This is a genomic window from Porphyromonas gingivicanis JCM 15907 (assembly GCF_000614585.1).
GTDB classification, from domain to species: domain Bacteria; phylum Bacteroidota; class Bacteroidia; order Bacteroidales; family Porphyromonadaceae; genus Porphyromonas; species Porphyromonas gingivicanis.
In genome coordinates this window covers 74,603-100,086 of the sequence record NZ_BAKX01000004.1, presented here as the reverse complement: position 1 = coordinate 100,086, position 25,484 = coordinate 74,603, and the positions used below count along the sequence as shown (strand labels likewise).

The 25,484-nt window shown below is 40.5% G+C and carries 26 protein-coding genes, 1 other RNA gene and 2 pseudogenes; 7 read left to right on the top strand and 22 right to left on the bottom strand.

Translation table 11 applies throughout. The annotated features are described in order from the left end of the window. The first annotated feature begins 72 nt into the window (after window positions 1–72). From JCM15907_RS05860 to JCM15907_RS13005, 6 genes and pseudogenes are all read left to right on the top strand, one after another. Window positions 73–717: an ATP-binding cassette domain-containing protein gene (locus JCM15907_RS05860; protein ID WP_025843089.1), complete on the top strand. Its 645-nt coding sequence runs from the start codon at window positions 73–75 to the stop codon at window positions 715–717. After that, window positions 714–1,922, top strand: coding sequence for a transporter (locus JCM15907_RS05855; protein ID WP_036885568.1), 1,209 nt, complete (start codon window positions 714–716; stop codon window positions 1,920–1,922). The genes JCM15907_RS05860 and JCM15907_RS05855 overlap by 4 nt, the downstream gene beginning before the upstream one ends. 244 nt (window positions 1,923–2,166) lie before the next feature. After that, window positions 2,167–2,748: a superoxide dismutase gene (locus tag JCM15907_RS05850; protein WP_025843087.1), complete on the top strand. Its 582-nt coding sequence runs from the start codon at window positions 2,167–2,169 to the stop codon at window positions 2,746–2,748. 627 nt (window positions 2,749–3,375) lie between these two features. Then, a pseudogene (locus tag JCM15907_RS12845) lies at window positions 3,376–3,497 on the top strand (site-specific integrase); the annotation flags it as partial. 99 nt (window positions 3,498–3,596) lie between these two features. Continuing rightward, window positions 3,597–4,688 carry a hypothetical protein gene (locus tag JCM15907_RS05845; RefSeq protein WP_025843086.1) on the top strand — a complete coding sequence of 364 codons (1,092 nt, stop codon included), beginning with the start codon at window positions 3,597–3,599 and terminating at the stop codon, window positions 4,686–4,688. A gap of 158 nt (window positions 4,689–4,846) precedes the next feature. After that, window positions 4,847–5,002, top strand: coding sequence for a hypothetical protein (locus tag JCM15907_RS13005; RefSeq protein WP_159099919.1), 156 nt, complete (start codon window positions 4,847–4,849; stop codon window positions 5,000–5,002). A 300-nt stretch (window positions 5,003–5,302) separates the two neighbouring features. Here the strand turns inward: JCM15907_RS13005 and JCM15907_RS05835 are convergent, their stop codons facing one another. Beyond that, window positions 5,303–6,475, bottom strand: a complete 1,173-nt coding sequence (locus JCM15907_RS05835; RefSeq protein ID WP_025843085.1) for an RtcB family protein — start codon at window positions 6,473–6,475, stop codon at window positions 5,303–5,305. Between the two features lie 74 nt (window positions 6,476–6,549). On the opposite strand from JCM15907_RS05835, the gene JCM15907_RS05830 reads away from it, so the two are divergent. Further along, window positions 6,550–7,593 carry a helix-turn-helix transcriptional regulator gene (locus JCM15907_RS05830; protein WP_242396815.1) on the top strand — a complete coding sequence of 348 codons (1,044 nt, stop codon included), beginning with the start codon at window positions 6,550–6,552 and terminating at the stop codon, window positions 7,591–7,593. 262 nt (window positions 7,594–7,855) lie between these two features. Here the strand turns inward: JCM15907_RS05830 and JCM15907_RS05825 are convergent. The 21 genes and pseudogenes from JCM15907_RS05825 to JCM15907_RS05730 all read right to left on the bottom strand — a co-directional run. Next, window positions 7,856–8,059, bottom strand: a pseudogene (locus tag JCM15907_RS05825) (IS256 family transposase); the annotation flags it as partial. Window positions 8,060–8,271: 212 nt separating this feature from the next. Further along, window positions 8,272–8,760, bottom strand: a complete 489-nt coding sequence (locus JCM15907_RS05820) for an ATP synthase subunit C-like protein (protein ID WP_025843082.1) — start codon at window positions 8,758–8,760, stop codon at window positions 8,272–8,274. 46 nt (window positions 8,761–8,806) lie between these two features. After that, the gene (locus tag JCM15907_RS05815; RefSeq protein ID WP_025843081.1) at window positions 8,807–10,642 is read right to left on the bottom strand and encodes a V-type ATP synthase subunit I; all 1,836 of its coding nucleotides are present in this window, start codon (window positions 10,640–10,642) and stop codon (window positions 8,807–8,809) included. Continuing rightward, window positions 10,639–11,256, bottom strand: a complete 618-nt coding sequence (locus tag JCM15907_RS05810; protein WP_025843080.1) for a V-type ATP synthase subunit D — start codon at window positions 11,254–11,256, stop codon at window positions 10,639–10,641. The genes JCM15907_RS05815 and JCM15907_RS05810 overlap by 4 nt, the downstream gene beginning before the upstream one ends. A 17-nt stretch (window positions 11,257–11,273) precedes the next feature. After that, entirely contained in the window at window positions 11,274–12,605 is a 1,332-nt protein-coding gene (locus JCM15907_RS05805; protein WP_025843079.1) for a V-type ATP synthase subunit B, read from the bottom strand. A gap of 17 nt (window positions 12,606–12,622) precedes the next feature. Continuing rightward, a complete protein-coding gene (locus JCM15907_RS05800) occupies window positions 12,623–14,380 on the bottom strand; it encodes a V-type ATP synthase subunit A (protein WP_025843078.1) in 1,758 nt (585 codons plus the stop codon). A 7-nt stretch (window positions 14,381–14,387) separates the two neighbouring features. After that, window positions 14,388–15,293, bottom strand: coding sequence for a DUF2764 family protein (locus JCM15907_RS05795; protein WP_025843077.1), 906 nt, complete (start codon window positions 15,291–15,293; stop codon window positions 14,388–14,390). 3 nt (window positions 15,294–15,296) lie between these two features. Then, window positions 15,297–15,887 (bottom strand): ATP synthase subunit E, encoded by a 591-nt coding sequence (locus JCM15907_RS05790; protein ID WP_025843076.1) that lies wholly within the window; start codon window positions 15,885–15,887, stop codon window positions 15,297–15,299. Window positions 15,888–16,045: 158 nt separating this feature from the next. Further along, window positions 16,046–17,005 carry a peptide-methionine (R)-S-oxide reductase MsrB gene (gene msrB, locus JCM15907_RS11040; protein WP_036885578.1) on the bottom strand — a complete coding sequence of 320 codons (960 nt, stop codon included), beginning with the start codon at window positions 17,003–17,005 and terminating at the stop codon, window positions 16,046–16,048. 82 nt (window positions 17,006–17,087) lie between these two features. Continuing rightward, window positions 17,088–17,900 carry a nitrilase family protein gene (locus JCM15907_RS05780; RefSeq protein ID WP_051522411.1) on the bottom strand — a complete coding sequence of 271 codons (813 nt, stop codon included), beginning with the start codon at window positions 17,898–17,900 and terminating at the stop codon, window positions 17,088–17,090. Continuing rightward, the gene (locus JCM15907_RS05775) at window positions 17,897–18,415 is read right to left on the bottom strand and encodes a lysophospholipid acyltransferase family protein (RefSeq protein WP_036883165.1); all 519 of its coding nucleotides are present in this window, start codon (window positions 18,413–18,415) and stop codon (window positions 17,897–17,899) included. The genes JCM15907_RS05780 and JCM15907_RS05775 overlap by 4 nt, the downstream gene beginning before the upstream one ends. Window positions 18,416–18,454: 39 nt before the next feature. Beyond that, complete coding sequence (locus JCM15907_RS05770) at window positions 18,455–18,751, bottom strand: hypothetical protein (protein WP_025843073.1); 297 nt, start codon at window positions 18,749–18,751, stop codon at window positions 18,455–18,457. A 56-nt stretch (window positions 18,752–18,807) separates the two neighbouring features. Then, complete coding sequence (locus tag JCM15907_RS05765) at window positions 18,808–19,056, bottom strand: hypothetical protein (RefSeq protein ID WP_025843072.1); 249 nt, start codon at window positions 19,054–19,056, stop codon at window positions 18,808–18,810. Next, a complete protein-coding gene (locus JCM15907_RS05760) occupies window positions 19,057–19,776 on the bottom strand; it encodes a CDP-alcohol phosphatidyltransferase family protein (RefSeq protein WP_025843071.1) in 720 nt (239 codons plus the stop codon). 11 nt (window positions 19,777–19,787) lie between these two features. After that, window positions 19,788–20,453: a phosphatidylserine decarboxylase family protein gene (locus JCM15907_RS05755; RefSeq protein ID WP_199897229.1), complete on the bottom strand. Its 666-nt coding sequence runs from the start codon at window positions 20,451–20,453 to the stop codon at window positions 19,788–19,790. Window positions 20,454–20,594: 141 nt separating this feature from the next. After that, a complete protein-coding gene (gene rsmH, locus JCM15907_RS05750) occupies window positions 20,595–21,527 on the bottom strand; it encodes a 16S rRNA (cytosine(1402)-N(4))-methyltransferase RsmH (RefSeq protein WP_025843069.1) in 933 nt (310 codons plus the stop codon). A 34-nt stretch (window positions 21,528–21,561) separates the two neighbouring features. Then, an RNA gene (rnpB, locus tag JCM15907_RS12315) (RNase P RNA component class A) lies at window positions 21,562–21,945 on the bottom strand. A gap of 37 nt (window positions 21,946–21,982) precedes the next feature. Continuing rightward, a complete protein-coding gene (locus JCM15907_RS05745; protein ID WP_025843068.1) occupies window positions 21,983–23,095 on the bottom strand; it encodes an Mrp/NBP35 family ATP-binding protein in 1,113 nt (370 codons plus the stop codon). 79 nt (window positions 23,096–23,174) lie between these two features. Then, a complete protein-coding gene (gene trmB, locus JCM15907_RS05740; protein WP_025843067.1) occupies window positions 23,175–23,957 on the bottom strand; it encodes a tRNA (guanosine(46)-N7)-methyltransferase TrmB in 783 nt (260 codons plus the stop codon). A 34-nt stretch (window positions 23,958–23,991) separates the two neighbouring features. Then, window positions 23,992–24,336, bottom strand: a complete 345-nt coding sequence (locus tag JCM15907_RS05735; protein ID WP_025843066.1) for a hypothetical protein — start codon at window positions 24,334–24,336, stop codon at window positions 23,992–23,994. Between the two features lie 27 nt (window positions 24,337–24,363). Beyond that, complete coding sequence (locus JCM15907_RS05730) at window positions 24,364–25,464, bottom strand: DUF1573 domain-containing protein (RefSeq protein WP_025843065.1); 1,101 nt, start codon at window positions 25,462–25,464, stop codon at window positions 24,364–24,366. Between the last annotated feature and the right edge of the window lie 20 nt (window positions 25,465–25,484).

Genomic DNA, 25,484 nt, shown 5'->3' with positions numbered 1-25,484 from the left:
TCCCCTTTTTTAGAGGGAGAGGGAAAAGGGGTGTCATGCCTCTACTACCTTAAGAAAACATGCACTTTGACGATGCATACCATTAGCTTGGAAGAAGTTCTTCCCAACGTGTTTGCTCATCAAACCAATCTATCAAGTGAGGTGTGGTCTCAAACCCTTTCTCTGCAAAGGGGAGGCCACTACCTCTTTTCTGCCAAGAGTGGAGCGGGGAAATCTTCGCTCTGCTCTTTTATTTATGGCTTAAGAAACGACTATTTGGGTACTATCTCTTTTGACCAAAAAGATATTCGCGCCCTACGCCCCTCTGGATGGAGCCAACTGAGGTGTACCGCTCTTGCTTTCCTACCCCAAGAGCTCAAACTTTTCAAAGACCTAACAAGTATTGAAAACGTATTACTAAAAAATAAACTTACCAACACTTGTACCCAACAAGAAATAGAGGCATGGTTTGAGCAGTTGGGCATAGCCGACAAAAAAAATAGCACCGTAAACCAACTCTCTTTGGGAGAGCAACAGCGAGTAGCTATCATACGCACCCTCTGTCAGCAGGCAGATTTCTATATTTTGGACGAACCTGTAAGCCATTTAGACCCCATAAACAATAAAATAGTCGGCTCTCTTTTCGAGCAGAAGACTCGCTCCGAAGGCTCCTCTCTATTGGTTACCTCGGTTGGGTACTCCTTAGATTTTCCCTTTACCCACACCCTCCAACTATGAAAAGCAAAGGCATCCAATTTTTAGTTACCCACCACATCAGCTGGTTACAACTATTGGGATTCCTTTTCTCCAATATCATCGGGCTTTTTATCATTTCGTTAGGAGTACAGTTGTATCAAGATTTATCTGCCCTTTTCTATAAAGAGGATAGCCTCGCTGGCAATGAATACCTCGTGGTAACCAAAAAGGTACATAGCCTCTCGACCATCGGTTCGGTCTTGGGAGTAGGTAGCTATAAACGCTTTTCGGCAGGCGAAATAGAACAGCTCACGCAACTAAAAGGCGTAAAGCGAGTAGGCGCTTTCCAAACAGCTCGCTATCAAGTCATTGCAAGTATTAGTCGTAGCTATGGAGCAGAGGGCATGGCCTCACTACTCTCTTTTGAGTCAATACCCGATAGTTTCCTCGATATTACTCCCTCGGAGTGGAGCTTCGACCCTAACGCCCCCTCTATCCCGATTATTGTGCCCAAAGATTTTCTGACCCTGTACAACTTCTCTATGGCAGAAAGTCAGGGACTTCCTCAACTGAGTGAGAGCATCATCCAGCAAATACCGATAGACTTCCAACTGGTTGGAGATAATGGTCGTGTGCTTTACCTTAAAGGGCGAGTGGTAGGCTTTACCCAGAGGATAAACGCTTTCATCGTACCCGAGCCTTTTTTGCAGTGGAGTAACGAGCAACTCTCTCACAATCAGGAGCAAGCACCCTCTCGACTTATGATAGAGGTAGAGCCTTCGGAACTCCCCACCACTACCCTTGCTATACGTGAAAGTGGTTATGAGATAGCAGGCGATGCACAGAAAAGTAGCCAAATAATCTACCTTTTCAGGATTGCCCTTTCCGTGGTGCTTTTCATTGGTCTACTTATCTCGCTCTTGGCTTTCTTCCTACTCATGCTGAGTGTCTACCTCATTATGGTAAAAAATAGGGAACGTATACAGACTCTTTATCTCATAGGCTACACTCCCAAAGAAGTGGGACGTACCTATACAAGCCTCATTTGGGGCATTAATCTCATTGCATGGATAGCCGTTATAGTGGCTCTCCTTTTAGTTCGATATGCCTATACTTCCTATTGGGAGGTACTGAATACAAGCGCTTTCAATGGTTTGAGTGTGTTATTTACTCTCGTTTTTGTACTGCTCTTTTCTGTACTTCAAACTATCTTTCTTCGCCGTAAACTCATCTCTTACTGGCACTAACACACTGTTTCTTTTGTTTGTCTAAAAGTCCGTAGTTTGGCATAAACTGTTTTTTTCGTAGTACTAACACTTCATTTTAGCTCAAGAAAAACACTCAAAACAAGATTTTCACCTCACTTTTTATTAAGAAGCAAAAAAATCTTTCAACTCATCGAACAAATGCTATAGAGTAAGTGTTTTGCTTGTAGAAAGAGATTATTGAAACATTTAGAATAAGTAGAAATAAATAATAAGACAATCGCGTATGAAACACGAATTAGTAACCCTCCCTTATAGTGCAGATGCTTTGGCCCCTGTAATCAGCAAAGAAACCATCGAATTTCATCATGGCAAGCACCTCCGTGGGTATGTAGATACATTGAATAAGTTAATCGAAGGAACTGAGTTTGAAAACGCTTCTTTGATTGACATCGTTCGCAAGAGCGAAGGCAAGATCTTCAACAATGCGGGTCAAACGCTCAACCATGATCTTTACTTCACACAGTTTGCTCCTAACGCTGGTGGTGAGCCTATCGGTAAAATGGCTGAAGCTATCAATAAGCAATGGGGTTCTTTCGACAAGTTCAAAGAAGAGGTTCTTGATGCATGTGTTACACTTTTCGGCTCTGGCTGGGTATGGGTGGCTTCTGATGAGAATGGCGTTTTGTCAATCGAAAAAGAGCCAAACGCAGGTAACCCTATTCGCAAGGGGTTGAATCCTATCTTGGGTATCGACGTTTGGGAACACTCTTACTATCTCACATATCAAAACCGTCGTGCAGACCACGTTAAAGACATTTGGTCTATTATCAACTGGTCTGTAATTGAAGAGCGTTACACAAAGTAAAAAAGCATTTTCCTTAACTTAGGAGAGCACTCATACTCAGCGGGGTATGGGTGCTTTTTTTGCGACAACTATTGTAGATATGTACCTATACCACTGGCATCCGATAGAGAGGAGGTTTCTACTCTCATCGGCAGGCTTTTCTACACGTGTTAAAAAAAGAGGCATTGATACTTGCAGAAAATCCTCACAACGATAGCGCATCTCCCTCTCACTTCTAAAAAGACTTTCGAGAGACACTCAAGATTTTGGCAGTATACAGAAGATGTATTATCGGACTCCTATGAAAAGTTTTTGGCAATAAAAAATCATAGGAAAAGGAGTGGTATAAATCCAATGATAAGATGTGTAAATGATTTCTTAACGAGGTCTATAAGCCTTGCCCCGAGCGTATAAATCCAACAATAAGACATGTAAATATTGCTCCACTCCACCCTACGTTCTTAAAGGTCTATGCGGAGAAAATCTCCCATAGGTGTAAACTTTAGAAAGCATCCGTGCAAACTCTCAAAACCTCCCGTGCAAACTCTCGAAAGGGTTATACCTTTTCGAGAAACACTGCCGTACCCTTTGAATAGAAAGATTTATGGAGGTGTGTCAAATTCATTATCCCCCTAACTCGTGTCGAGTACAGATATTTATACGGTATTGAAGATACTCACTCATAAGAATGTGTCCACAACCCAAATCATGCTGACCTTGTGAATTTGAAGAAGCGTGAAACAGCCAATAAAATCTCTTTGAAGAGGTAAATATGAGTATATTTGCAAAAAAGCAAGGAGGATTATTTCATAGTACGACATCCTAATATCAACTTTTCCTTCTTGCGAATACTTTAAACTTTGAAAATTATGATTTTAGAAAATAAGGAACTGCTAGACAGCCTCTTTAAAGAGAACCTTCTTAAAATTAACAGAAATAAACACGAACGAACTTGGGAATACTACTACAAGCAATACCACAAGGTGTTTTATGATATTTTTCTTGAAATTGCAAAGCAAAAACGTACTCAAACCAACCGTAAATTCATGCCCTTCTTGTTTGTAATGCGGCATTCTCTTGAGTTGTTTTTGAAGAAGGAAATATCAAACATCGGAATCCCTTGGGATCATTATGGCAAAACTCACAATCTGACTGATTTGTACCCAATAGCCAACATTAACGAAGCAAAATTCTTAGAATACTTTGATTGTCTAAATTGCAATTCTGAAGGAGATTGTTGGAGATATATTTCAGACAAAGACAGAAAACCACATTTTGGAAAAGAAGAAAAAATAAAAGCATTTGAAGCTTGCGATTATTATTGCTGCTTCCTGGATAATGGCAATTCATTGACTAAGGGTAACATAGATCCAAAGCTTCAGGAGGAACTAACATTTCATATGGGAGAATGTGACACTTTAGGGATTGTTGGAACTCAATATGATTTTGCAATTATAGATATTTTACACGCAATCAAGTACAAACAAATATCAATCAACGATGTATACTTACCTCTGCTATTTTTATTACGCCATTGCTTAGAAATAAGACTTAAGTTTTCTATAATGGAACTGGGGGATATTGTAGAGGAAGAAGATTGTCAAGAGGTATATCATACTCACTCTGTGAAAAACCTCTACGACATATTGGCTAAGCATATAAATCCTGCTATTGAATCAATACCTAATCCAAATTTTAAGAGGCGAAGCGAAGATTTACGTCGTATAACAGAACAATATAAAGACACAATTTCGTCACTTGATACTAATTCTTTTTTATTCAGATTTCCTAAGGACAGAAAAGGAAATGATGCTAACTTTATCCCCGAATCAGATTGTGTTTCTAAAATTCTTGAACTATACCGGAAGTCTTATCCATTCCTTTATTGTGGGACTCCCGTTTTATCGATGTCTGGTGTGCTGAAGATTGGGGTTGATAAAGAGATAGAATACTATGAATGAGTCTTTTCGTTAAAATCGGGGCTGACCTTGTCAACTCGAATAAACGTGAGACAAGTGAAAAGATTTCCCTAAAGGAGAAAACTCGATTCTCTTTCTTTTCCCGATATTTCCCAGAGTGATGAATACCTGTTTATGTTTGCATCAAAACATAGACAAATATGAAGCCATTAGACATCAACGATAACTACATTCCACAACTTATCACACTAGGGTGCTTTATGATTTTCCCTTTAGGCGTTCGCTTCATCGCATTAAACTGTGAGGCGGACGGTTTCTCTGCTTTTGATTTGCTTTGCTTATCGTTTCTTTCTTGATGGTTACTGTTCTTTTCTCCGCAGTACAGTCCAATGTTGGACTACACGTTTTGATAGTCATAAAAAAAGAAAGCAGAGCTAAGAAACAAAATGTTATCTCCGTAAAGAATACCCTACTCCTCCATTTCACTTGTGATAAGTATAACACTCATAGAACAGTGTCCAAACACAGCAATTTGCACATTATGACACACCATCATAAAACTGGATTATAGGTATAAATAAAGGGACAGAGCCAAAATCATCTTTTGACTCAATCCCTTACACAACTTAAACAAGATAGCCTACATTCTCTGGGACTCAACCCTTGATAACTGCAATCGGCATAAGTTTGATAAGCGGACGCACCAATTCGGCTTGGCGTTCCATTACTTCTTCAATATCCTTGTAAGCACTGGGAGCTTCATCAAGGTCTCGAAGTTGGCGGATGCTATGCACAATGCCAAGATTGTCCAATCGCCCTGCCTCCTCCTCGACAGATAGCGTATTGCGTGCTTGAGATCTACTCATCTGCCTACCAGCACCATGTGAGGAACTCATAAAACTCTCTTTTGCTCCAAGACCTTCGACAATGTACGAAGCCGTGCCTTGTGAGCCGGGTATAATACCGATGCGTCCCTTATCTGCTCGCACAGCACCTTTACGATGCACAATAACGTGCTGTCCGTAGTGCTCCTCCCAAGCGGCATAGTTATGCGCTATATTTATCATCTCATCGAAAACCACCTCTGGAAAAACTTCTCGAATCACCTCTTGAATACGAAGCATCATTAGGCGACGATTGCAAAAAGCAAACTCAATACAATACTCCATCTCTGCCCAATACTGCTTAAACTCTCGGCTACGGAGGGGTAAAAACGGCAACTCTATCTCAGGAGCTACGGACGAATACCATTGTCGATTAAGATGTGAGGCACGCTTATTATAATAATCGCCCACTGTTTTACCTAAGTTACGACTTCCACTGTGTATCATTATCCACAGCTCTCCCTCCTCAGACCTCTGTAACTCGATAAAATGGTTACCTCCTCCTAATGTTCCGATTTGCTTGCGAGCTGCCTTTAGTTGCGTAGAAACCACGGTCAAGCTATCTGTATCGAAACCTTGAGGCATATAGCACTCCTCTTGCGGCTCTGTATGCTTGTCGAAACCTATTGGGATCCTTTTTCGGATACCCTCTAAAATTTGCTCACGTAGCACTTCGGCTGAAATAGCTGCTACCTTCAAATCGGTACGCACGGCACACATACCACAACCAATGTCTACCCCAACGGCATTCGGTACTACGGTATCGAGGGTTGCCAGTACTCCCCCGATAGGCATCCCTTTTCCTGCATGAGCATCAGGCATCAAAGCTATATGATGAAAGACGAAAGGGAGGCTGGATAGATGTTCTACTTCCTTCATTACACGCTCGTTAAGCGTGCTTGCCCAGTTATATACGGGCACTTGGTTCGAAATAAATACTTCCATTTTCTCTTCTAATTAAATTTGACACGACAAAGGTCGGCATAGGGTGCGCAACCTATCTGCGCAACTTAAAGAAAATGCTTACTTTGCAGAAAAAATATACTATGCCTGTAAATCGTAACGCATTACTACGCTACCAAACCATAGACCGCTGTCTGAATAACCCCTATCGACGGTGGACGCTTGACGACCTTATTGATGCCTGCTCCAAAGCTCTTTACGAGTACGATGGCTCTACCAATGGAGTCTCTCGCAGGACAATACAAGCCGACATACAAATGATGCGCAGTGATAGACTTGGCTACAATGCACCCATTGAAGTTTATGACAACAAATACTATCGCTACTTAGAGCCGAATTTCTCCATTACACACCTTCCTCTCTCTGCCGAGGCTATTGAGGAGATGCAAAGAGCAGTAGAGGTATTGGCTCAATTTGAGTACTTCGATTTCTTTGTTGGGATTACAGAGTCGGTGAACAAACTACGCGACTATCTCTCGCTTGTCAATAAACAGAGTAGATCTATCATTCAATTTGAGCAAAACAATAATCTGAAAGGTCTACACTGGCTGAACCAGCTCTATACGCATATAATCCGTCGGCAAGTGCTAAGATTGGAGTATCGGAGCTTCAAGGCAAAGCGCAGTCACGATTTCATAGTATCGCCCTATCTTTTGAAAGAATTCAATAATCGTTGGTTTCTATTTGGACATTATCACAAAGAGAATAAACTTATTATACTTGCCTTAGATCGCATACAGAAAATAAAAATCGACATCTCCACACCCTACTATGAGAGTAAAGATTTTGACCCTTCCCAATTTTTTGATGATGTTATCGGAGTAACGAAGTATGGGAAGATGAAGGCAAAGCTTATTCGCCTGTGGGTCTCTCAGGAGATTTACCCATATATCGAAACCAAACCCTTACATCACTCGCAAAAAGTTGTAGGGTGCAACGAACGAGGAGAGCATATTATCGAGTTCAAAGTTGTTATCAATCCCGAACTTACAGCCCGATTATTGAGTTTTGGTCCAGAGGTTAGAGTGCTACATCCCCGTGCATTAGTGGCTCAAATGTCCCTTCTAACCCATCGCTTAGCAGGACACTATACTGCTTAAAAGGGGGAGCCTAACACCACGCTCTCCTTAAACACATCGAACAACAATAGCGGTTTATTGGGAAATAAATGCGAGTAGTATCTAAAAAGAGAGATTTGAAATCCGTAATATGGCAATTGACCTCTAATAACCAGTAATCTTATTAACTGATAGAGTTTAAAGGATAAGAGCTAGTTCTTCAAATCAACTTGTTTAAAAAAAAGACGTACATTTGTCCAATATAGTTTTATAGAACAGTATCCCAGTTTTTTTTCGGACACTTCCGAAGCTCAAAGCTACATCCATAGCCCCGCCATCGACGGGGACGGAAACCATTGCACTGTTCGCCTTTATGCTCTTGGACAAAAAGAGAACGTTCTTGCTCCGAGAAGGTGTTCAATAATACACGAATAAGTTCGTTAATACCTGACTCCGATGATAGCATTTCCGAAATAATTGCCGACTTTTGTGATGTTGTAAGCTCCATTGTTCTTAGTTTGTTTTTTCTTCTTACCTCAAAGTTAAGAGCTACGGGGCTTACACACTTTTTGAGGACACTATCGGCTTACACACTTTTTGAGGACACTATCGTACCCATTAAACAATACACATGCCAAACGCACAAAAAAAGAGGAGTTCCCAAAACGAGAACTCCTCCCTCTTTTTAATCTGTCCCCAAAAGGGGGATAACTACTTCAGTTATGCTACTACAGCAGCTGCAGCTTGAACAAGTGCTGGAACAGCATTAAAGATCAAGATAGCCACGAGAAGCGCCAAGATAGCATAAAGCTCAGGGAATACGGCCATCACCATAGTTGCTCCGAAAACGTTATCACCACCTCCAATGGTTTTAATACCATTTGCGCAAACTTGTGCTTGACGAATTGCTGACAAAAGACCAACAACCCCCAAAGCTAATCCTGCTCCAAAGATAGCCCAAGCAGCTACCATATCGAGACCAGCACCCAACTGATTAACAAGGTTAAGTGCTAAGAAGAAGCCCACAAAACCATAAAGACCTTGTGAACTAGGCAATGCTGAAAGGGCGATGTAAGAACCGAGAGCATCTGGATTCTTTTTCATTGCACCAACGGTTGCATTACCGCAAATGGTTACACCAATTGCAGATCCGATACCGGTAAGAGCCACCATAATGGCAATTCCTAAGTAGGTTAGAACGAGATTCATACTTAAAAATGTAATTTAAAAATTATTTTGATTTGCTTTATTATACTTAGAGTTTGAAAGGTTTGTATTCACGCCCACCACCTTCAAATTCGGCATTCTTGTAAAACTCTACGAAAGTCAAACGTAAAGGGTGTACAAGTGAACTAATCATACAGAGACCAAAGTTAAGACCATGTCCAAAAAGTAGGATAATACCCATCACAATAAAATTGAGTCCTACGGGTAAATCTCCTCCAATCTGTACAGCGAGGTTGTTAAATACCCCTCCTAAAATTCCTCCTGTCAAACCAATGGCAAAGAGACGGATATAAGACAAGGTATCTCCCAAAAGCCCAGAGGCATTATTGTATGTAGCCCATAAACCCGAGCCAAGATTTAGGAAAATATTCTTTCCTGGAGTATTGTAGAAGAGAGCTATCAAAAATGACACCGCTGCTATACCAAAGAACACTTGAGATACCGCCTTAGCCCAATCTCCCTGAGAGGCAGATAGCATACTGGTTACATAGCCCAATGCTCCAAATAATATGAGCATCGCCCAAGCGTAGCTGGATAATCCATACTTAAAGCCACGTTGCTTTTGTGTTTTATAACCCGCGATGAACTTACCAAAAACAATCTGTATAAGCCCTAACACTACGGCAAGAGCCATCATATTGTCTTGATTTAAAAAGTAATCATTGCTAACACTCCCCAACAGATTATCTCCAGCCCAAGGCATTACCATTCCAAATACAGTTCCCATAAGAGACCCTACAATAGCCGTAGTACCACCTAACCACTGCATCATGGAACAAAGAGATTTTACAGAGTGAGACTTCGTCTTTATCTTAGCAAAAGTTGCTCCTAAAAGAAGAAGCAATCCATAACCTCCATCTCCAAAACAGAGAGCAAAGAAGAGCATAAAGAAAGGGGCAAAAAGAGCCGTAATATCTATCTCTCCATAATTAGGCAAAGAGTACATCTTTGTAATGGGTTCAAACAAACGTGCATAACGATTGTTCGATAGTTTTACGGGAATAGTATCATTCTCTTCAATTTCTACCTGTTTAAAATAGCATGAAGTAGTAGCTAAGCCCTTGGTTACCTCCTCAGAGATCTTCTCAGGCACCCATCCTTCCAAAAGCATTAAAGTATCTTCTGCTTCTGCATTGGCTTGGAGCAAAGCATTAGAAAAATCATATTGACGACTCAAGAGCAAATCATACCCTTGCAACTCTCCGATACGATTATCTGCAAAGATTTGTATCTTAGTGCGTATGTTTTGCAATTCCTGCTCTAAAAGAGCTAATTGCTCTTCTTTCTCTGCAATAGTGTACTTTGGTGCTTTTATTTCCTCTGCCTCTATGCGCTCTTCTGTAGCAGTCTCTCCTATTGTAATAAAATAAGTTTGAGCTCTTAAATCATTTATTCGTACAGCACGAAATGTAGTTTCCCACTCCTCTTGATATTGTTGAGAAGGTACCACATAGAAGCGAACAGGATAGCCTTGATCCCTCAGCTTATGTAACAATTCGATACTATACTCTCCCCAAATATTCCAATAGGCAATATCCCTCTTCTGAGAGGCCACCTGATTTAGCAAATGTTCCTCTTCTTTGAAAAGTTGAACAATCTCTTCTGAAATCTTCTTCCCCTCTTCAATAGTAGCAGGAAGTGTTTCCATTATTTCAGGCGCTTCTTTAGAACGACGACTCTTCACCTGACGAGTTAAAATCGCAAGCTCTTTCTTAACAGAAAGCAAAGACTGTAACTCTTCGAATTGCTTAGCATTCTTATTTTCCTTGATATGAACTACCCCCAAAGAACGTAGTTGATGTAAAAAAACTTCGTACTCCTTGTGATAAACCAAGAAAAGATATTTATGCATTCTTTCAATCATAACGCAGCCTCCTTCTCTTTACGTTCACGTTCCTCAATATTTGCACGCATAATCTTTTGAGAAGACTTTGAAAGACTTTCTTCATCCTCCAAGTAACGCTTAATCTTTCGAATAGCATCCTTATAACCAGGGATTTGTACCTTCTCAAAAAGATTTACCTTCTGTGTCGTTTTCTTACGAGCATACTCTAAAAAGTCAAGCTTTAGACCCAAGAACTCAGCCTCGATACCTGTCGTTGCAAGGACCTTAAGGAGATCAAGCCCCTCGGAAAACCAAGAAGGAGAATTAAACAAACTGAAAGACTTCACCTCAAAGTCAATACCGTCGAGTACGGGCACAAGCACTCCAGCTATTTTCTTAGAAGAGAGGCGCACATTACGCACCGTAATGAGGCTCGTATCAAACTCATTCCAGAGTCCAACCATGTGATGGTAACTGGAAATACCCTCCTCCAATTTACGTTCCAAGTTGGCCGCCTCTGTTTTGGTCTTCTTTACCTCAAGACGCAGTGCGCTCTCCTTACTTTTAATCGTAGGGAGTGTACGCACACGCATTTTTAGCTGTTTCTCTTGTTGCTGAAGCGAAGTTCTGTTATACTGAAACTTAATAGCCATAACCTATATAGCCTCTATCAAGCCTTTTTCTCTCCAACCCAATACTTATCTACCAAAGATTGTCTCAAGTTTACCTCTGTTGGGGTAAAATGCTCTGCAAATAGCTTCCAAGCAGTATCAAGCATCTCATCGGTATCAACATTTACGTCAATAGCCAATAATTCTCGAGAATAATCTTCGGCAAAAGCCAAAGAACGATTGTCATAATCCGTAAGGTCGAAACCATTCTCCATTTTTGTCTGAGCGTTAGCAGCGTCTGAGAATAGACGTACCGCAGCATTCATCACCTGAGGATGGTCTTCACGCGTTTTTTTACCAATAACCAACTGCTTCAAACGAGAGAGAGAACGGAAGGGGTCAATAATCACCTTACCGACATTGGTATCGCGACGCAAATAAAGCTGCCCCTCTGTAATATATCCTGTATTATCAGGCACGGCATGGGTAATATCTCCACCAGATAAAGTTGTTACAGCAATAATCGTAATAGATCCTCCTTCTGGAAACTGTACTGCTTTCTCATAAATCTTAGCAAGGTCGGAGTAAATAGATCCTGGCATAGAGTCCTTTGAAGGAATTTGATCCATACGGTTAGAGACGATAGCCAAAGCATCGGCATAGTTGGTCATATCAGTCAAAAGAACAAGAACCTTCTCATTCTTTTCCACAGCGAAGTATTCGGCTGCAGTCAGAGCCATATCAGGAATCAAAAGACGCTCTACAGAAGGATCTTCTGTTGTATTAATAAAACTCACGATACGATCCAAAGCACCAGCATTGCTAAAGGTGTTCTTGAAGAAAAGGTAGTCGTCATTGGTCATCCCCATTCCTCCCAAGATAATCTTATCACTCTTAGCACGCATCGCCACCATAGCCATTACCTCATTAAAGGGTTGGTCTGGGTCAGTAAAGAAAGGGATCTTTTGCCCTGTTACGAGTGTATTGTTCAAGTCAATACCAGCAATACCCGTTGCAATCAACTCTGAAGGTTGTTTACGGCGCACTGGGTTCACAGATGGTCCCCCAAGTTCAACCTCACGTCCCTCGGGTATAGCTCCTCCATCAATAGGTAGTCCATAAGCATTGAAGAAACGACCTGCCAACTGGTCTCCAACTTTCAATGTTGGGGCCTTGCCCATAAAAACTACCTCAGCATTAGTAGGAATACCTTCAGTTCCTTCAAATACCTGAAGCGTAACTTCTTCTCCAACAATTTTTACAACCTGAGCCAAACGCCCATGGATTTGAGCTAACTCTTCGTTACCAACTCCCGTAGCCTTGAGCATACAAGTAGCCTTAGTAACATTCGTTATCTTAGTATATATCTTTTTAAAAGCTTGTGTTGCCATAAGTTTTTGGGAGATTATTAATTGTTATTCACCTTACTATTCAAGAGTTCTTCACATTGAGCATAATACTTCTTGAAGTCATCACTTTCATAAAGTGAATAGTTCATCTGTTTGAGGATATTTATGAGATTCTTGAAGTAGGCTGTTACTTGATTAAAGTCTTCAAAATCAAAGTTTGAGCGACAAATTCTTGTAACTAATTCCATCATATACTTTTGGCGTTCCAATGGAGTATTGCAATCAATATCATCAAAAGCATCTTGTTGCAATATAACAAAGTCAATAAGCTCTGCCTTCCAGAACACAACGTGATATTCTACAGGTACACCATCATCTCCCAAGATATTGATTTGCTCAGCAATTTCTTTACCGCGTTGCAAATTCATCTTTGCCTCACGTACCATCTCTATCCATGTCGATGAAATGTGCTTGGAGAGATATTCCTGAACCTCGGGATACTCCAAATACTTAGAGTAACTATCAATGGGATTTACTGCCGGATAGCGTTTTCTGTCGGCTCGTTCTTGCTCCAAAGCATAAAAACAACGAGCTACCTTTTTGGTATTTTCTGTTACAGGTTCTTTCAAGTTACCTCCTGCTGGAGAAACCGTCCCGATAAAAGTAACAGAACCAGTTTTTCCATTATTAAGATAAACATATCCCGAACGAGCATAGAAGTTTGCCACAACAGCAGAAAGCTCCATAGGGAAAGCATCTGGACCAGGTAACTCTTCCAAACGGTTAGACATCTCACGAAGAGCCTGTGCCCAGCGAGATGTAGAGTCGGCCATCAACAACACTCTAAGTCCCATAGAACGATAATACTCTGCAATAGTCATCGCAGTATATACAGAAGCTTCACGAGCTGCTACAGGCATATTAGATGTATTCGCAATAATGATGGTACGCTCCATCAATTTACGTCCTGTATGAGGGTCTACCAATTCAGGAAACTCAGCGAAAATTTCCACAACCTCATTGGCTCGTTCACCACAGGCAGCAATAATAACGATGTCTGCCTCTGCTTGCTTAGAAATAGCATGTTGCAACACCGTTTTTCCGGTTCCAAAAGGACCAGGGATAAAACCAGTACCACCTTCTACAATCGGATTAAGTGTATCTAAAGTACGTACACCTGTCTCTAATAACTTAAAGGGGCGAGGTTTCTCGGCATAACAAGGGATAGCTCTTTTTACAGGCCATTTCTGAATCATAGTTACAGAATGTTTAACCCCATTCTTATCTTCAAGAACAGCGATTTCTTCATCCGTAGTATACTGTCCATTTTCCTTGATGCTAATTACTTTATAAGTTCCTTCAAAAACAAAAGGAACCATAATCTTGTGAGGTTGAAAATTTTCGTCCACTTCTCCCAACCAGGAACCAGCCTCTACGGTATCCCCAACTTGAGCGATGCGCTTAAAATCCCACTTTCTACCCTCATCTAATGGATAGGTATACGAACCTCTTTGTAGGAATATCCCCTCCATTTTATCAAGGTCGTTTTGTAGTCCATCGAAATTTTTGGACAACAAACCTGGACCCAATGTAACTTCAAGCATGTGCCCCATGAATTCGGCTTCGTCGCCAACACGCATACCACGGGTACTTTCAAATACTTGCACGAAGACCTTGCTACCAATGATCTTGATAACCTCGCTCATTAAACGAGTTTTATCTACCGTGATAAAACAAATTTCGTTTTGAGAAACAGGACCATCAACCTCCACGGTTACAAGATTGGACACAATCCCCTTAACAACTCCTTTTGTCATGGATATATTATTTCTTTTGATTTTTCTTAAACTCATTAAGAGAGCTATTACTCTCCTTTTTCAAAGTAGCTACAATATTACGGAAAGTTTCCTCTCCCGTTTTTTCGTTTAACTCTGTCCAACGCTCTATGATGCGCAAGCGTAAATAGTAAGCCAATAAACTTTCTATATCAAAAACTAAGTCGAAAGTCTTTTCTTCCAGCCAATTCCATTTAAGTACATCAATCATTCTCTCTCGACGAGTTATATCATTTTCGTTCTGGACAGAAATTAGTGTATTGATGTAGGACATATCCTCTTCAGACAAACCCAAATGATGAGACGTTGAGGCTTTTAGTTTACGTTCCACTTCTGTGTCTCCAACAATATACTCTTTGGGTTCCCAACCTAACTTACGACTCGTAAATGTGGCAAACACATTTCGTATATCTAAGTTTAAGCGAGACCACTCAGCAATAAACTCATTCTTACTATCCAAAGCATAAGAATAGTAAAAGTCAGCAAGTTTATCCTCCAAACGAGTAGGCCAAAGGCGACTCTCTTCTTCGGAGAGAGAGTCCTCTTCTTCTTCACGCCCAATAACAAACTCTTTCAAGAAAGGGATAAAATAAGGAGGAAGATTGTTCTTAGGCAAACGATCTTTCTTCTTAAGAGCCTCTAAAACAAGCTCCAACTCCTCAAAAGAAAACAACGTAGGTTGCTCAACTGCTTCTCGAGCATGGTCAGGGTCTTCCAAAAAGTCTATCAAAAAATGATTTTCCTCTTCCCAACGGAGATAAAGAAACAATTTCTTATCCCTAGGGGTTAATTCCTGCTCGAGTTCCTTCACAAAAAAAGCCGACGAAAAAGGAATTTTCCTATCGTCAACCCCTATATTAGGCAACCCCGATATGGTGGCATAGTACTTAGCCATAACTTAAAACAACATTTCAACCAAACGAGGACGAAGAAAATTCTTAAAAAATGCTACAAGTTCTTCCTGACCAAATTCAACCTTGTAGGCTCCATCCTTTGGCTTTAAAACGAAATTTGTTGTATATCCTGCAGCTTCTTGTACCGTTACAGTACGATCAAGTAAATCTTTCACATTAGAAGCAAAATAGGTCTCCAGAGCTTTAGCATCGGCAGTTTCGATAATTACTTCTTCGCCAGGAGTCCAATTTTGTACAACTTTGAGGATAACACTGCGCATAAAATCGGGATTTTCTGTAGCAGACTTGATATTAGCGTTTACAATTTTGTCAGTAATGCTATCCACCACTGCAGCTTTGAGGGCTTCCAAAGTTTGACCTGCATACAATCTGAGTTCAGACTCGGTATTCTTCTTTAACTCAGAAGCAGTCTTTTCGGCCTCTTTCAGTATACGATCGGCTTCGGTCTTAGCCATAGATAGAATGTCTTGACTTTTCTGTTCCGCCTCTGCAATCAACTGATTAGCCTGTTGCTTACCTTTTTCAACTCCCTCATTAAAAATCTTATCAGTTAATTCCCTGATTTTAGCATCCATATCCTAAAACAACTATGTAATTAAATTTATTTCAAAATCCAATAACAGAGGGAGAGACCTCCCTCCAAGAAAACTTGCACAAAGGTAGAATAAAAAATTTTATATTCCTCTATATAACGCTAAAGTGAACAGCTATAGGAATATAAAATCCTAAAAAATCACTTCAAAAGTTCGATGTATCTCCCATACCCCTCTTCTTCCATGCGTTCTATAGGGATAAAGCGAAGAGCAGCACTATTTATACAAAAACGCTCTCCTCCCGACTCTATGGGACCATCTTCAAACACGTGTCCCAAGTGAGCTCCACTACTTTTGCTCCTTACCTCCACACGATCCATACCATGAGACAAATCTCGATAGTAGTTTACCACAGCAGAGTCTATTGGGGCCGAAAAAGCAGGCCATCCACAACCACTCTCAAACTTATCAGATGAGATAAAAAGAGGAGTCCCATCTACTATATCAACGTAAATTCCCTTTTGAAAATGATTGTAATACTCATTTTGAAAAGGAGGTTCTGTACCTTTCTCCTGCGTTACATAATACTGCATTTCTGTCAATCGTTCTCTCAGAGCAACACGATCGACATATTTTGCTTGCCGTGCTTTGGCAATCTTATCTTTCCCTATATGACAATAGCCTGCAGGATTTTTTCTCAAATAGTTTTGGTGGTACTCTTCTGCCAAGTAAAAGTTAATCAAGGGCATATTTTCTACTACAATAGGAGCTTTATAACGTTTTGCCAATTGCTCCAAAGCTTGAGTAACAACAGGAGCATCTGCTTTATCTACGTAATAGATACCCGTTCTATATTGGCGTCCTACATCTCCTCCCTGCTTATTGAGAGAGGTAGGATCTATTACATCGAAATAAAGATCCAGCAAGAAAGGCAGGGAGCACTTATCTGTATCATAATCTATGCGCAACACCTCTGCATAGTCCGTATCTACATCTTCATAACGAGGATTAGGGCGATTGGCATTGGCATACCCCACAGAGGTACCAACCACACCCTGCACACCTTCGAAATAGCTTTGCATACCCCAAAAGCATCCACCCCCTAAGTAGATCGTTTTTATATTTTGCGGTTCTTTCAAGTTTTGTGGCTCTTCCATCATAAAAAGGCTCAAATTGAATAAAGTATTGAATGCGATGAAAAGATAAAGAAAAATAGGAATCAAGAGCTAAGTTTTTAAATAGTTAATAAATCGGATAAGGGGCACTTAAATCTAAGGTAAACGGATCTATATCCATCCAAGCAGGAAACTTCTCTCGCATACGTAGCAAAGGGGTCTTCTCAAGAGTAACCACCTGTAGTATCTCCTCTTTAGAAGGACAAAGAATCAGTTCTTTTCCCCTTGAGTCAATCAAGGCAGAGTCCCCCGTGTAAACAAAACCCTCAGGATCGACCCCTACCCTATTAACACCACAGACGTAAGAAATATTCTCCATCGCACGAGCTCTAAGAAGCGTACTCCAAACCACACGACGTGGTTCTGGCCAATTGGCTACATCTATGAGTAGATCATACTCGTTAGATTTGTTCCTACACCAAACAGGGAAACGAAGGTCGTAACATGCAATTAACAATATGCGCCATCCTTTATACGAAAAGATTGTACGATGAGTGGCTGGAGAAACACACTTCGCTTCGCCTCCCATTCTAAAAAGATGACGCTTATCTTGATAATACTCCTCGCCCTGAGGAGTTATCATATACACTCGATTGTAATATTTACCCTCTTCCTTTATCAATATAGATGACACAATGGCAATATTTGCCTCTCTTGCAATCTCTCGAACACGAGCCAATGAGTAAGAAGGCAAATCCTCTGCCACCCTCTCTAACCTCATTGAAAAGCCTGTAGTCATAACCTCTGGAAAAACGATTACTTCTGCTCCTTGACGAGCAGCTTCGAAAGCTCGGGTACAAATAATCTCTAAATTTTCAGAAGGTTTTTCCCAAACAATATCAACTTGGGCTAAGGCTACTTTGAGGGTTTCACTCATCATCTTTCTCTATATTCTATAAAATTCTCAGGGTATTTAGCCTGCTCGCTACAGTAGAAACTACGTATATATTTTATATCTGCCTCTTCATCTCCAGTAGGATAGAAGGTAGAAAATATACCAGCCTCTTTCTTAGAAAAATCTATCATAGCCAACTGAATAGGAACCCCTGCTTGAAGAGCAATTCTATAAAAGCCAGTTTTCCAAACTTCCACAGGCTTACGAGTTCCTTCTGGAGTTATTGCCACAGAAAAACATTCTTGTCGTGCAAAATGCTTAACCATCGTATTTACGATCTCTCCTTTTCGAGAGCGATCTATAGGCACTCCTCCCATAGCCTTCAGTAAATATCCTAAAGGGAAAAAGAAGAGCTCTTTTTTCATCATAAAGGAAGCACTCCTTCCAATAGACATATAATAGAGCTTACCTATAAAAAAATCTGCATTGCTCGTATGAGGAGCCACACATATCACACTTTTCTTTGGATTATCGGGAGGAAGTATTAACTTCCATCCCATAATCCTGAGTAATGCTCGAGCAAAAAATTTCAACGCTTCTTACTTAATAGTTTTTTGCAATAGTTTTTCTATCGATTCTTCGATTTCTTCTACCTCATCATTGAACTTCTCTTGAAGTTTTTGATAATAGTTCCTTATCGAAGTAGAGTTTTTTTCGCCAATAGCATGAGATACCTTTGTTATCGTGTCTATGCTTAAAGAAACAGTACGTCCCAAAAGAGCCTCTATCTCAGCGTAACTCTCTTCGCCCAATATGTTGTAGAGCAGAAAAATATCGTCTACCAAATAGGAAGTAATCTCCTTTATTCCTTTTTTCAAGTTTCTCTTTGAAGCCATAATCTATTTTATTTATCTGATTTTTTATTTCTCGTAAAAGTACTACTATTTACCCTCTAATCTTTATCTTTCTCCTCTTCAAAATCTACATATTCCCCCTGATCCTTATCAAAACGACGCAGATTAACTTCTTGCATATCAACTTTTCCCCGATGAGCAGAAGGAGTAGAGTCTTTTTTGTTAGCTCCAGTCGTTTTTTGTCTAAAAGGTTGTGAGAAGAATCCCAACAGAACAGACAAAACCCTCCCTCCAATCAAAAGGATCAAAAGGAAAATAAAAATCAATAGAAAAAAAATCAATGTCATCTATTTATCTTTTTTCTTACCCATTATTAAAGACCCTGCAAAGTAGGCAACTATTACAACACTAACTCCTCCCCAGCCCCACAAAAAACAAGTAACGACTCCCAATACTATTAAGACGAGGGCAAAAAAAAGTCTCTCACGATCTTCTTTCAAAGTAATAGGGAAGTGTACCTTAAAACTCTGTAAATGAATTTCTGAGATCATAGCCCAACCCATTAAGAGTAAAAGTCCGTAAAGCCCCATAATCAAGGCTATCGTAGAGAAACAGCATTCCACTTGAGGAAGTACAGCAACAATTCCAATCCAAAAAAGGGCATTAGCTGGAACTGGAAGACCTATAAAACTTGTAGATTGTCTTGTATCATTATTAAACTTAGCCAACCGATAGGCTGCAAAGAGAGCTATAGAAAAAGCTGGGAGAGCCCAGAAAAAAGAGTTTTCTAACTCTCCACCTCTCACATACTCGAAAAGAAGAAAAGAGGGAGCTACCCCAAAGCTCACCAAATCAGAAAGAGAGTCCAAGTCGGCACCAATACTGCTTTGGACTCTCAACAGACGAGCAACCGAACCATCGAACAAGTCAAAAATTCCAGCTATCACAATCATCCATGAAGCCCCTGTAAAATCGCCCTTAACAAGCACGAAATAGATAGCTATACAACCAGACAAAAGGTTCATCAAGGTTATGAAGTTAGGGATAAAGGCTCTTATCTTACTCATCGCAGTTTTCTTTATACGGGCAATTTCCCTAATATAGTCGTATTACCTTTGACTTTAATGCCAGGAGTCAAACAAATTTCTGTCCCTATGGGAAGATATAAATCGATTCGAGAACCGAACTTTATAAACCCTATAAAATCATTTATCGTAGCAACATCTCCTACCTCCGGATAAGTTACAATACGACGAGCCACTGCTCCCGCAATCTGACGCTCTAAAACCTTATACCCCTCAGGGGTCTCTATAATCACGGCAGAGCGTTCGTTCTCCACACTGCTTTTGGGGAGAAAAGCTTTCAAAAAATTACCTTCCGTATGGCTTACATGTTTTACCAATCCATTACAACAGAACCAATTGGCATGAACATCGAAAATGGACATAAATATCGAAACCTTTAAGCGTCTTTCATGGAAAAATTCACTTTCGTAAGTTTCTTCTACAACCACTAATTTTCCATCGGCAGGAGCTACTATAACTCCAGGTTCATTAACCAAAGCATTACTACGGTGCGGGCTTCTGAAAAAATTTAATGCTAACCCCATCAAAACAACAGAAGATAGCAATACAATCCAAAATATCATCCAGTGAGCATAGAAGAACGCTGTCACCGAAGCAACAACAAAAACGAGGAAGAAACTTATAAGAATACCGACTCCTTCGTGGTGTACTTTTATCATCTCAATAAATGTCTTTTTCCTATTCGAACAACACAAAAGTAACCTATTCTGACCATACTATCCTCTTTTGGTTGCCCAAACTATTATTTATCTCTCAAAAAACTCCAATACCTCTCCTCCTATACCCATGCAGATTATAGATTAGTTTATCTTGTAAACTCTCATTTTAGCACTTCGTGCTCGAGAATTAAGTCTTATCTCTCCCTCGGATGGAACTATAGGCTTTCGAGTCAAAGGCTCTATTGGATTCTTCGGAACACCATATACAGAATATGCAATCTCTTCCCTGTTTTCCTTACCCTTAGCCCAATCTTTTACAATACGATCCTCCAACGAATGATATGTAAGCACTACAATACGTCCCTCTGGGGCTAACAAACGTTGCGAAGAAGCGAGTAGAGAGCGCAAAGCTCCCAACTCATCATTAACTTCGATACGCAAGGCTTGGAAAAGCTGACTTAGCTTTCGCCTCCGCTGTTGTGTATTGGAAGGAAGAGTAGGAGCTATACTTTCAATGATCTCACTCAATCTTCTATAATTTCGTTCTTCAGAGGGTTTACCAACTATAAGGGAAGCTATTTTACGAGCATCTCTGAGCTCTCCATAATAGTAGAATATATCTGCTAAAGCCTCTTCTGAGTAAGTATTAAGTATCTCTGCAGCCGTTATACCCGATCTATTATTCATACGCATATCGGGCAAAGCATCTTCATAACGAAAACTGAATCCTCTCTCGGCGGTATCGAAATGGTGAGAAGAGACCCCCAAATCTGCCAAAATACCATCTACATGCTCTACTCCATAGTATGCCATCCATTGGGCAATATGACGAAAATTAGTGGCTATAAAAGTGCATCTACTGTCTTTAGGCACATTGGCGACGGCATCGGGGTCTCTATCCAAACTATACAATATTCCCTGAGGACCTAAAGCCTCCAAAATAGCTTGAGTATGACCAGCTCCTCCCATAGTGGCGTCCACATATACTCCATTGGGATTTGATATCAATGCCTTTATAGCCTCTGTACACAACACAGGCAGGTGATAAGTTATCTCAGTCTCAAAATCACACATATATCTCAGTGAGAAACAATTTCTTATTCTAAAAAAGTACAGCAAATCTATAAGCCGGGTTCTGTACCGCATGAGCGGCGCTTGTCATTAATCTAAACTATACGTCACCGCATAGCTCAAGCGATCTACCCCCCGATAGAGGACGAGCAACCCTCATAAACATCGGTATACTTGATCTTACAACCCATAAGATGTACGGCAAAGAGTATCACTACCCTTTCCGGTGAGCTCTTACCTCACCTTTTCACCCTTACCCTGTACAAACAGGGCGGTTATTCTCTGTTACACTACTCCTCCTGTCCTCAATTTCTCAAAGACAAAAGACTTCCCGTTAGGAAGTATGGTGCTCTACGTTGCCCGGACTTTCCTCTTTTCACTCTTTCTAAGAAGAGTGACCAGCGACAAGCCGATTTGCTATACTTTATATTATGTAAAGACTGTCGTAATAGTCTCTTTCAAGTAGTAATTTTTACTTTCTCTGTGGGAGGCTCATTGCTATTACGATATGATACCTGCTCCACAACTCTATCCGCCAAATCTGAGAAATAAGTAGCCAATAGGGAATTGTCGCGAGCTGCTACAGGCACACCAGTATCGCCCCCCTCACAAACCCCTTGTACAAGAGGTATTTGTCCTAAGAATGGTATTTGAAGCTCTTCTGACAAACGTTTTCCTCCTCCATTTCCAAATATATAATACTTATTTTCAGGAAGTTCGGCAGGGGTAAACCAAGACATATTTTCTACAATCCCCAAAATAGGAACTCCTACTTTATCGGTAGTAAACATATCAATTCCCTTACGAGCGTCTATAAGGGCTATCTCTTGAGGTGTAGTAACTACAATAGCACCCGTGATACCTATAGTTTGCACTAAAGTCAAATGAATATCACTGGTTCCTGGAGGCATATCAATAAGCAAATAATCCAAATCTCCCCACAGACCATCTCTGATAAGTTGTCCCAAAGCATTAGATGCCATAGCCCCACGCCAGACCAACGCCTTGTCAGCATCCACAAAGAAGCCAATAGAGAGTAGTTTTATGCCATGTATTACCTCCACAGGAACAATTTTATCGCCCTCTGGAGTTTGCTCTGCTACAGGACGAGCAGCCTCACATGCAAACATTTTGGGCATAGAAGGACCATAAATATCAGCGTCTAACAAACCTACTTTATAGCCCTTTCTTGCCAAAGCAACAGCTAAGTTGGCTGTAAGGGTGCTTTTGCCCACTCCTCCCTTGCCCGAGAAAACAGCCACTATATTATGCACCTGTTCCAGCGGATTTTCTTTTATTTCCGAATCGGGAGCTTCAAAAAGAGCTGTGATATTTCCCTTTATTTCGGCATTTTCCGAGGCATAAGTCAGCACTGCTTGTTCTGCAGCTTTAATAAGCGATTTAGAAAAAGGGTCGTTGGACTTAGGGAAACGGATAGAAAAAGACACTTTCATTCCTTCTATACGTATATCATCCTGTACCATTCCTGAAGAAACTATATCCTCTCCCGTACCTGGGTAACGAACATGTTTCAAAGCCTCTAATATCAAAGCTGGATATAAATGTTTCATAAAACTCTTCAAACCACAACTATAGATTTAACAAACGATTAGTGCATCTCCACAAACACTTCTTATTAATTACTATCCATTATCGTCCATCGTAACGTTTCTCCCCTTTAGTAGGCTGATACCCTCTGGGAACACTGTGATAATCATCATGTTCAGGTTCTTCTTTAGGTTCCACAAAAGCGGACGGTCTATCAGTTGGGAGGTACCAAGACAGATATTTTATACTCTTACCTCGACTAAGCCATTGGCGCTCAAACTGTGTCTGTATATTGGGTATTTGCTGCAAAACAACTCCATTATCACCATAAAGATCTGCAGTGTCAAGCAAAGTAAAAATCTCATTAACCTCCAATAAACTTTTGGTATAAGCATACAAAAAAGGACTGTCTGTCTTGAGATGGATACGCCCATTTGGACGTAATATCTTTTTATAAAGGGTAAATGCCATAGAAGAAACTAAACGAGCACGCGTTTTGCTCATCTGAGGATCTGGGAAAGTAATCCACAACTCATCCACTTCTTGAGGAGCAAAAAAGTGCTCTAAGAGATTGATATCCGTTCGTAAAAAAGCGACGTTCGTCTGTACTTCACGCTCCGCAATAGTGGCACCTCCCCATATACGAGCTCCCTTACGATCAATGCCTATATAGAGACGATCCTTATCCTTTCGAGCTAACTCTACTGTATACTCCCCCCTGCCGCATCCAAGTTCTACAACAACAGGAAGGTGAGCCTGAAAGAACTTCTCTCTCCAAGCCCCTCGATAGGGAAACCCTTCTGCCTCTAAACGAGCATAAGGGTACTGCAAAACACACTTATAAGTATCAAGATCGGCAAATTTTTTAAGTTTATTCTGTCCCATAGAAAGACTTGATTAGAAAGCTATCTCGCACCCACTACTCCTCTCCAACCTCATCAAAACCACAGAACTCCATTTCTGCCTCTACGACCTCTAAGACTTCTTCTTCTGTGTATTTTCCAATCTGATCACGAAGAGCATTCTTAATGATAAAATCAGCGATATCGTTCAAATCTATTGAAACAAAACTATCATTAGACTCCTCCTCAAACTCTTCAAAAACGCCTCTACTCTCATAGTACTCTGTTATAAGATCGAGAAAATAATAGATTTCATCGTCTGTAAGTTTTTCTGCGAGAGATTTGCTGATTTTAGCACGGATAAAAGAGACAGCCTCGGCATCATCGTACTCAAAAGGCTCGTTATTGGGATTGTTATTCATAGACAAAATATGCAACAATGGTTATACTTAATTCTTCCTTGTATTTAAGGTCCTTATCAACACCTTAACTTTTCTAAGAGGAGCCGATGGATCATTCACCAATAGGGATATATTGGTCGAGAACTCTTTACCTGATCCTATCTTACGAGTCTCTATTGTATAGGCTATACGTCCCTTTTTTCCAGATTTAATTTTAGAGTCAAAAGAATTGATTTTCACCACCTCATTTTCCGACACTACACCATACACAAAAAGTTCTTTTTCACCTTCATTCTCAAGCTCTACAAATCCCTTATAAGAGATGCCTGGCTCTACAACACCTAAATCTTGGTAAGTATTGAGGTTTAACTTCGGAGACTTCTCTAAAGCTAAATCGCTCGATTGCAAGAAAGGCATTGTAACACGAACACTGCCCCTCCTCTTCACATTATTCAAATCAGACACTTCAACAACAACATCTCCTTGATATAGAGCAGAACGCTTAGTTGTAGGCATCTTAGGAGTTATCTCTATCTCATCAGGCTCTTTAGATGCAAGAAGAAACTCTTTTTTGTCGAAGCTCAAAAAAGAGGGAGCCTTCACAATCTTGACACGCAGAGGTTGTAAAGATGAATTCTGCACCTCAAGGCGGAGAGGTATTCTTTTCTTATCAGTTATTATAGAGAAGTAAAGCTCCTTATTACCTAACTGAAGCTCTCCAATACTATGGGTATATTTTTTTGAATTTGCTCCTCCCAATGTAGTTACCACACCTTTAACAAGGGCTTTAGCTACCTTATTGGCATTGGAATAAATACGCACAGTTCTAACAAAAGGTCCTGGTCTACCTGCAGGATTATACACAACCTGTACGCTCCCCTTCTTGCCTGGAGCAATAGCCTCTTGAGTATAGGAAGAAGTCGTACACCCACAATCTGTAGTAACCTGAGTAATAATCAAAGGAATGGTTCCCTCATTAATAAAAGAGAAAGTAGCAGTAACAAGTCCTTTCTCCTCTGCAATATTACCGAAGTTATGCACTGTATCTGTCAGCACCAAGACTGGATTTTGCTTTTGGGCATACGAAGCATGAGTTTTTAAGCCCAAAATCAGAAGCAAAAAGAGGTAGCAAATTCGAATTTTCTCCATAACCCACAATCGTTTATAAA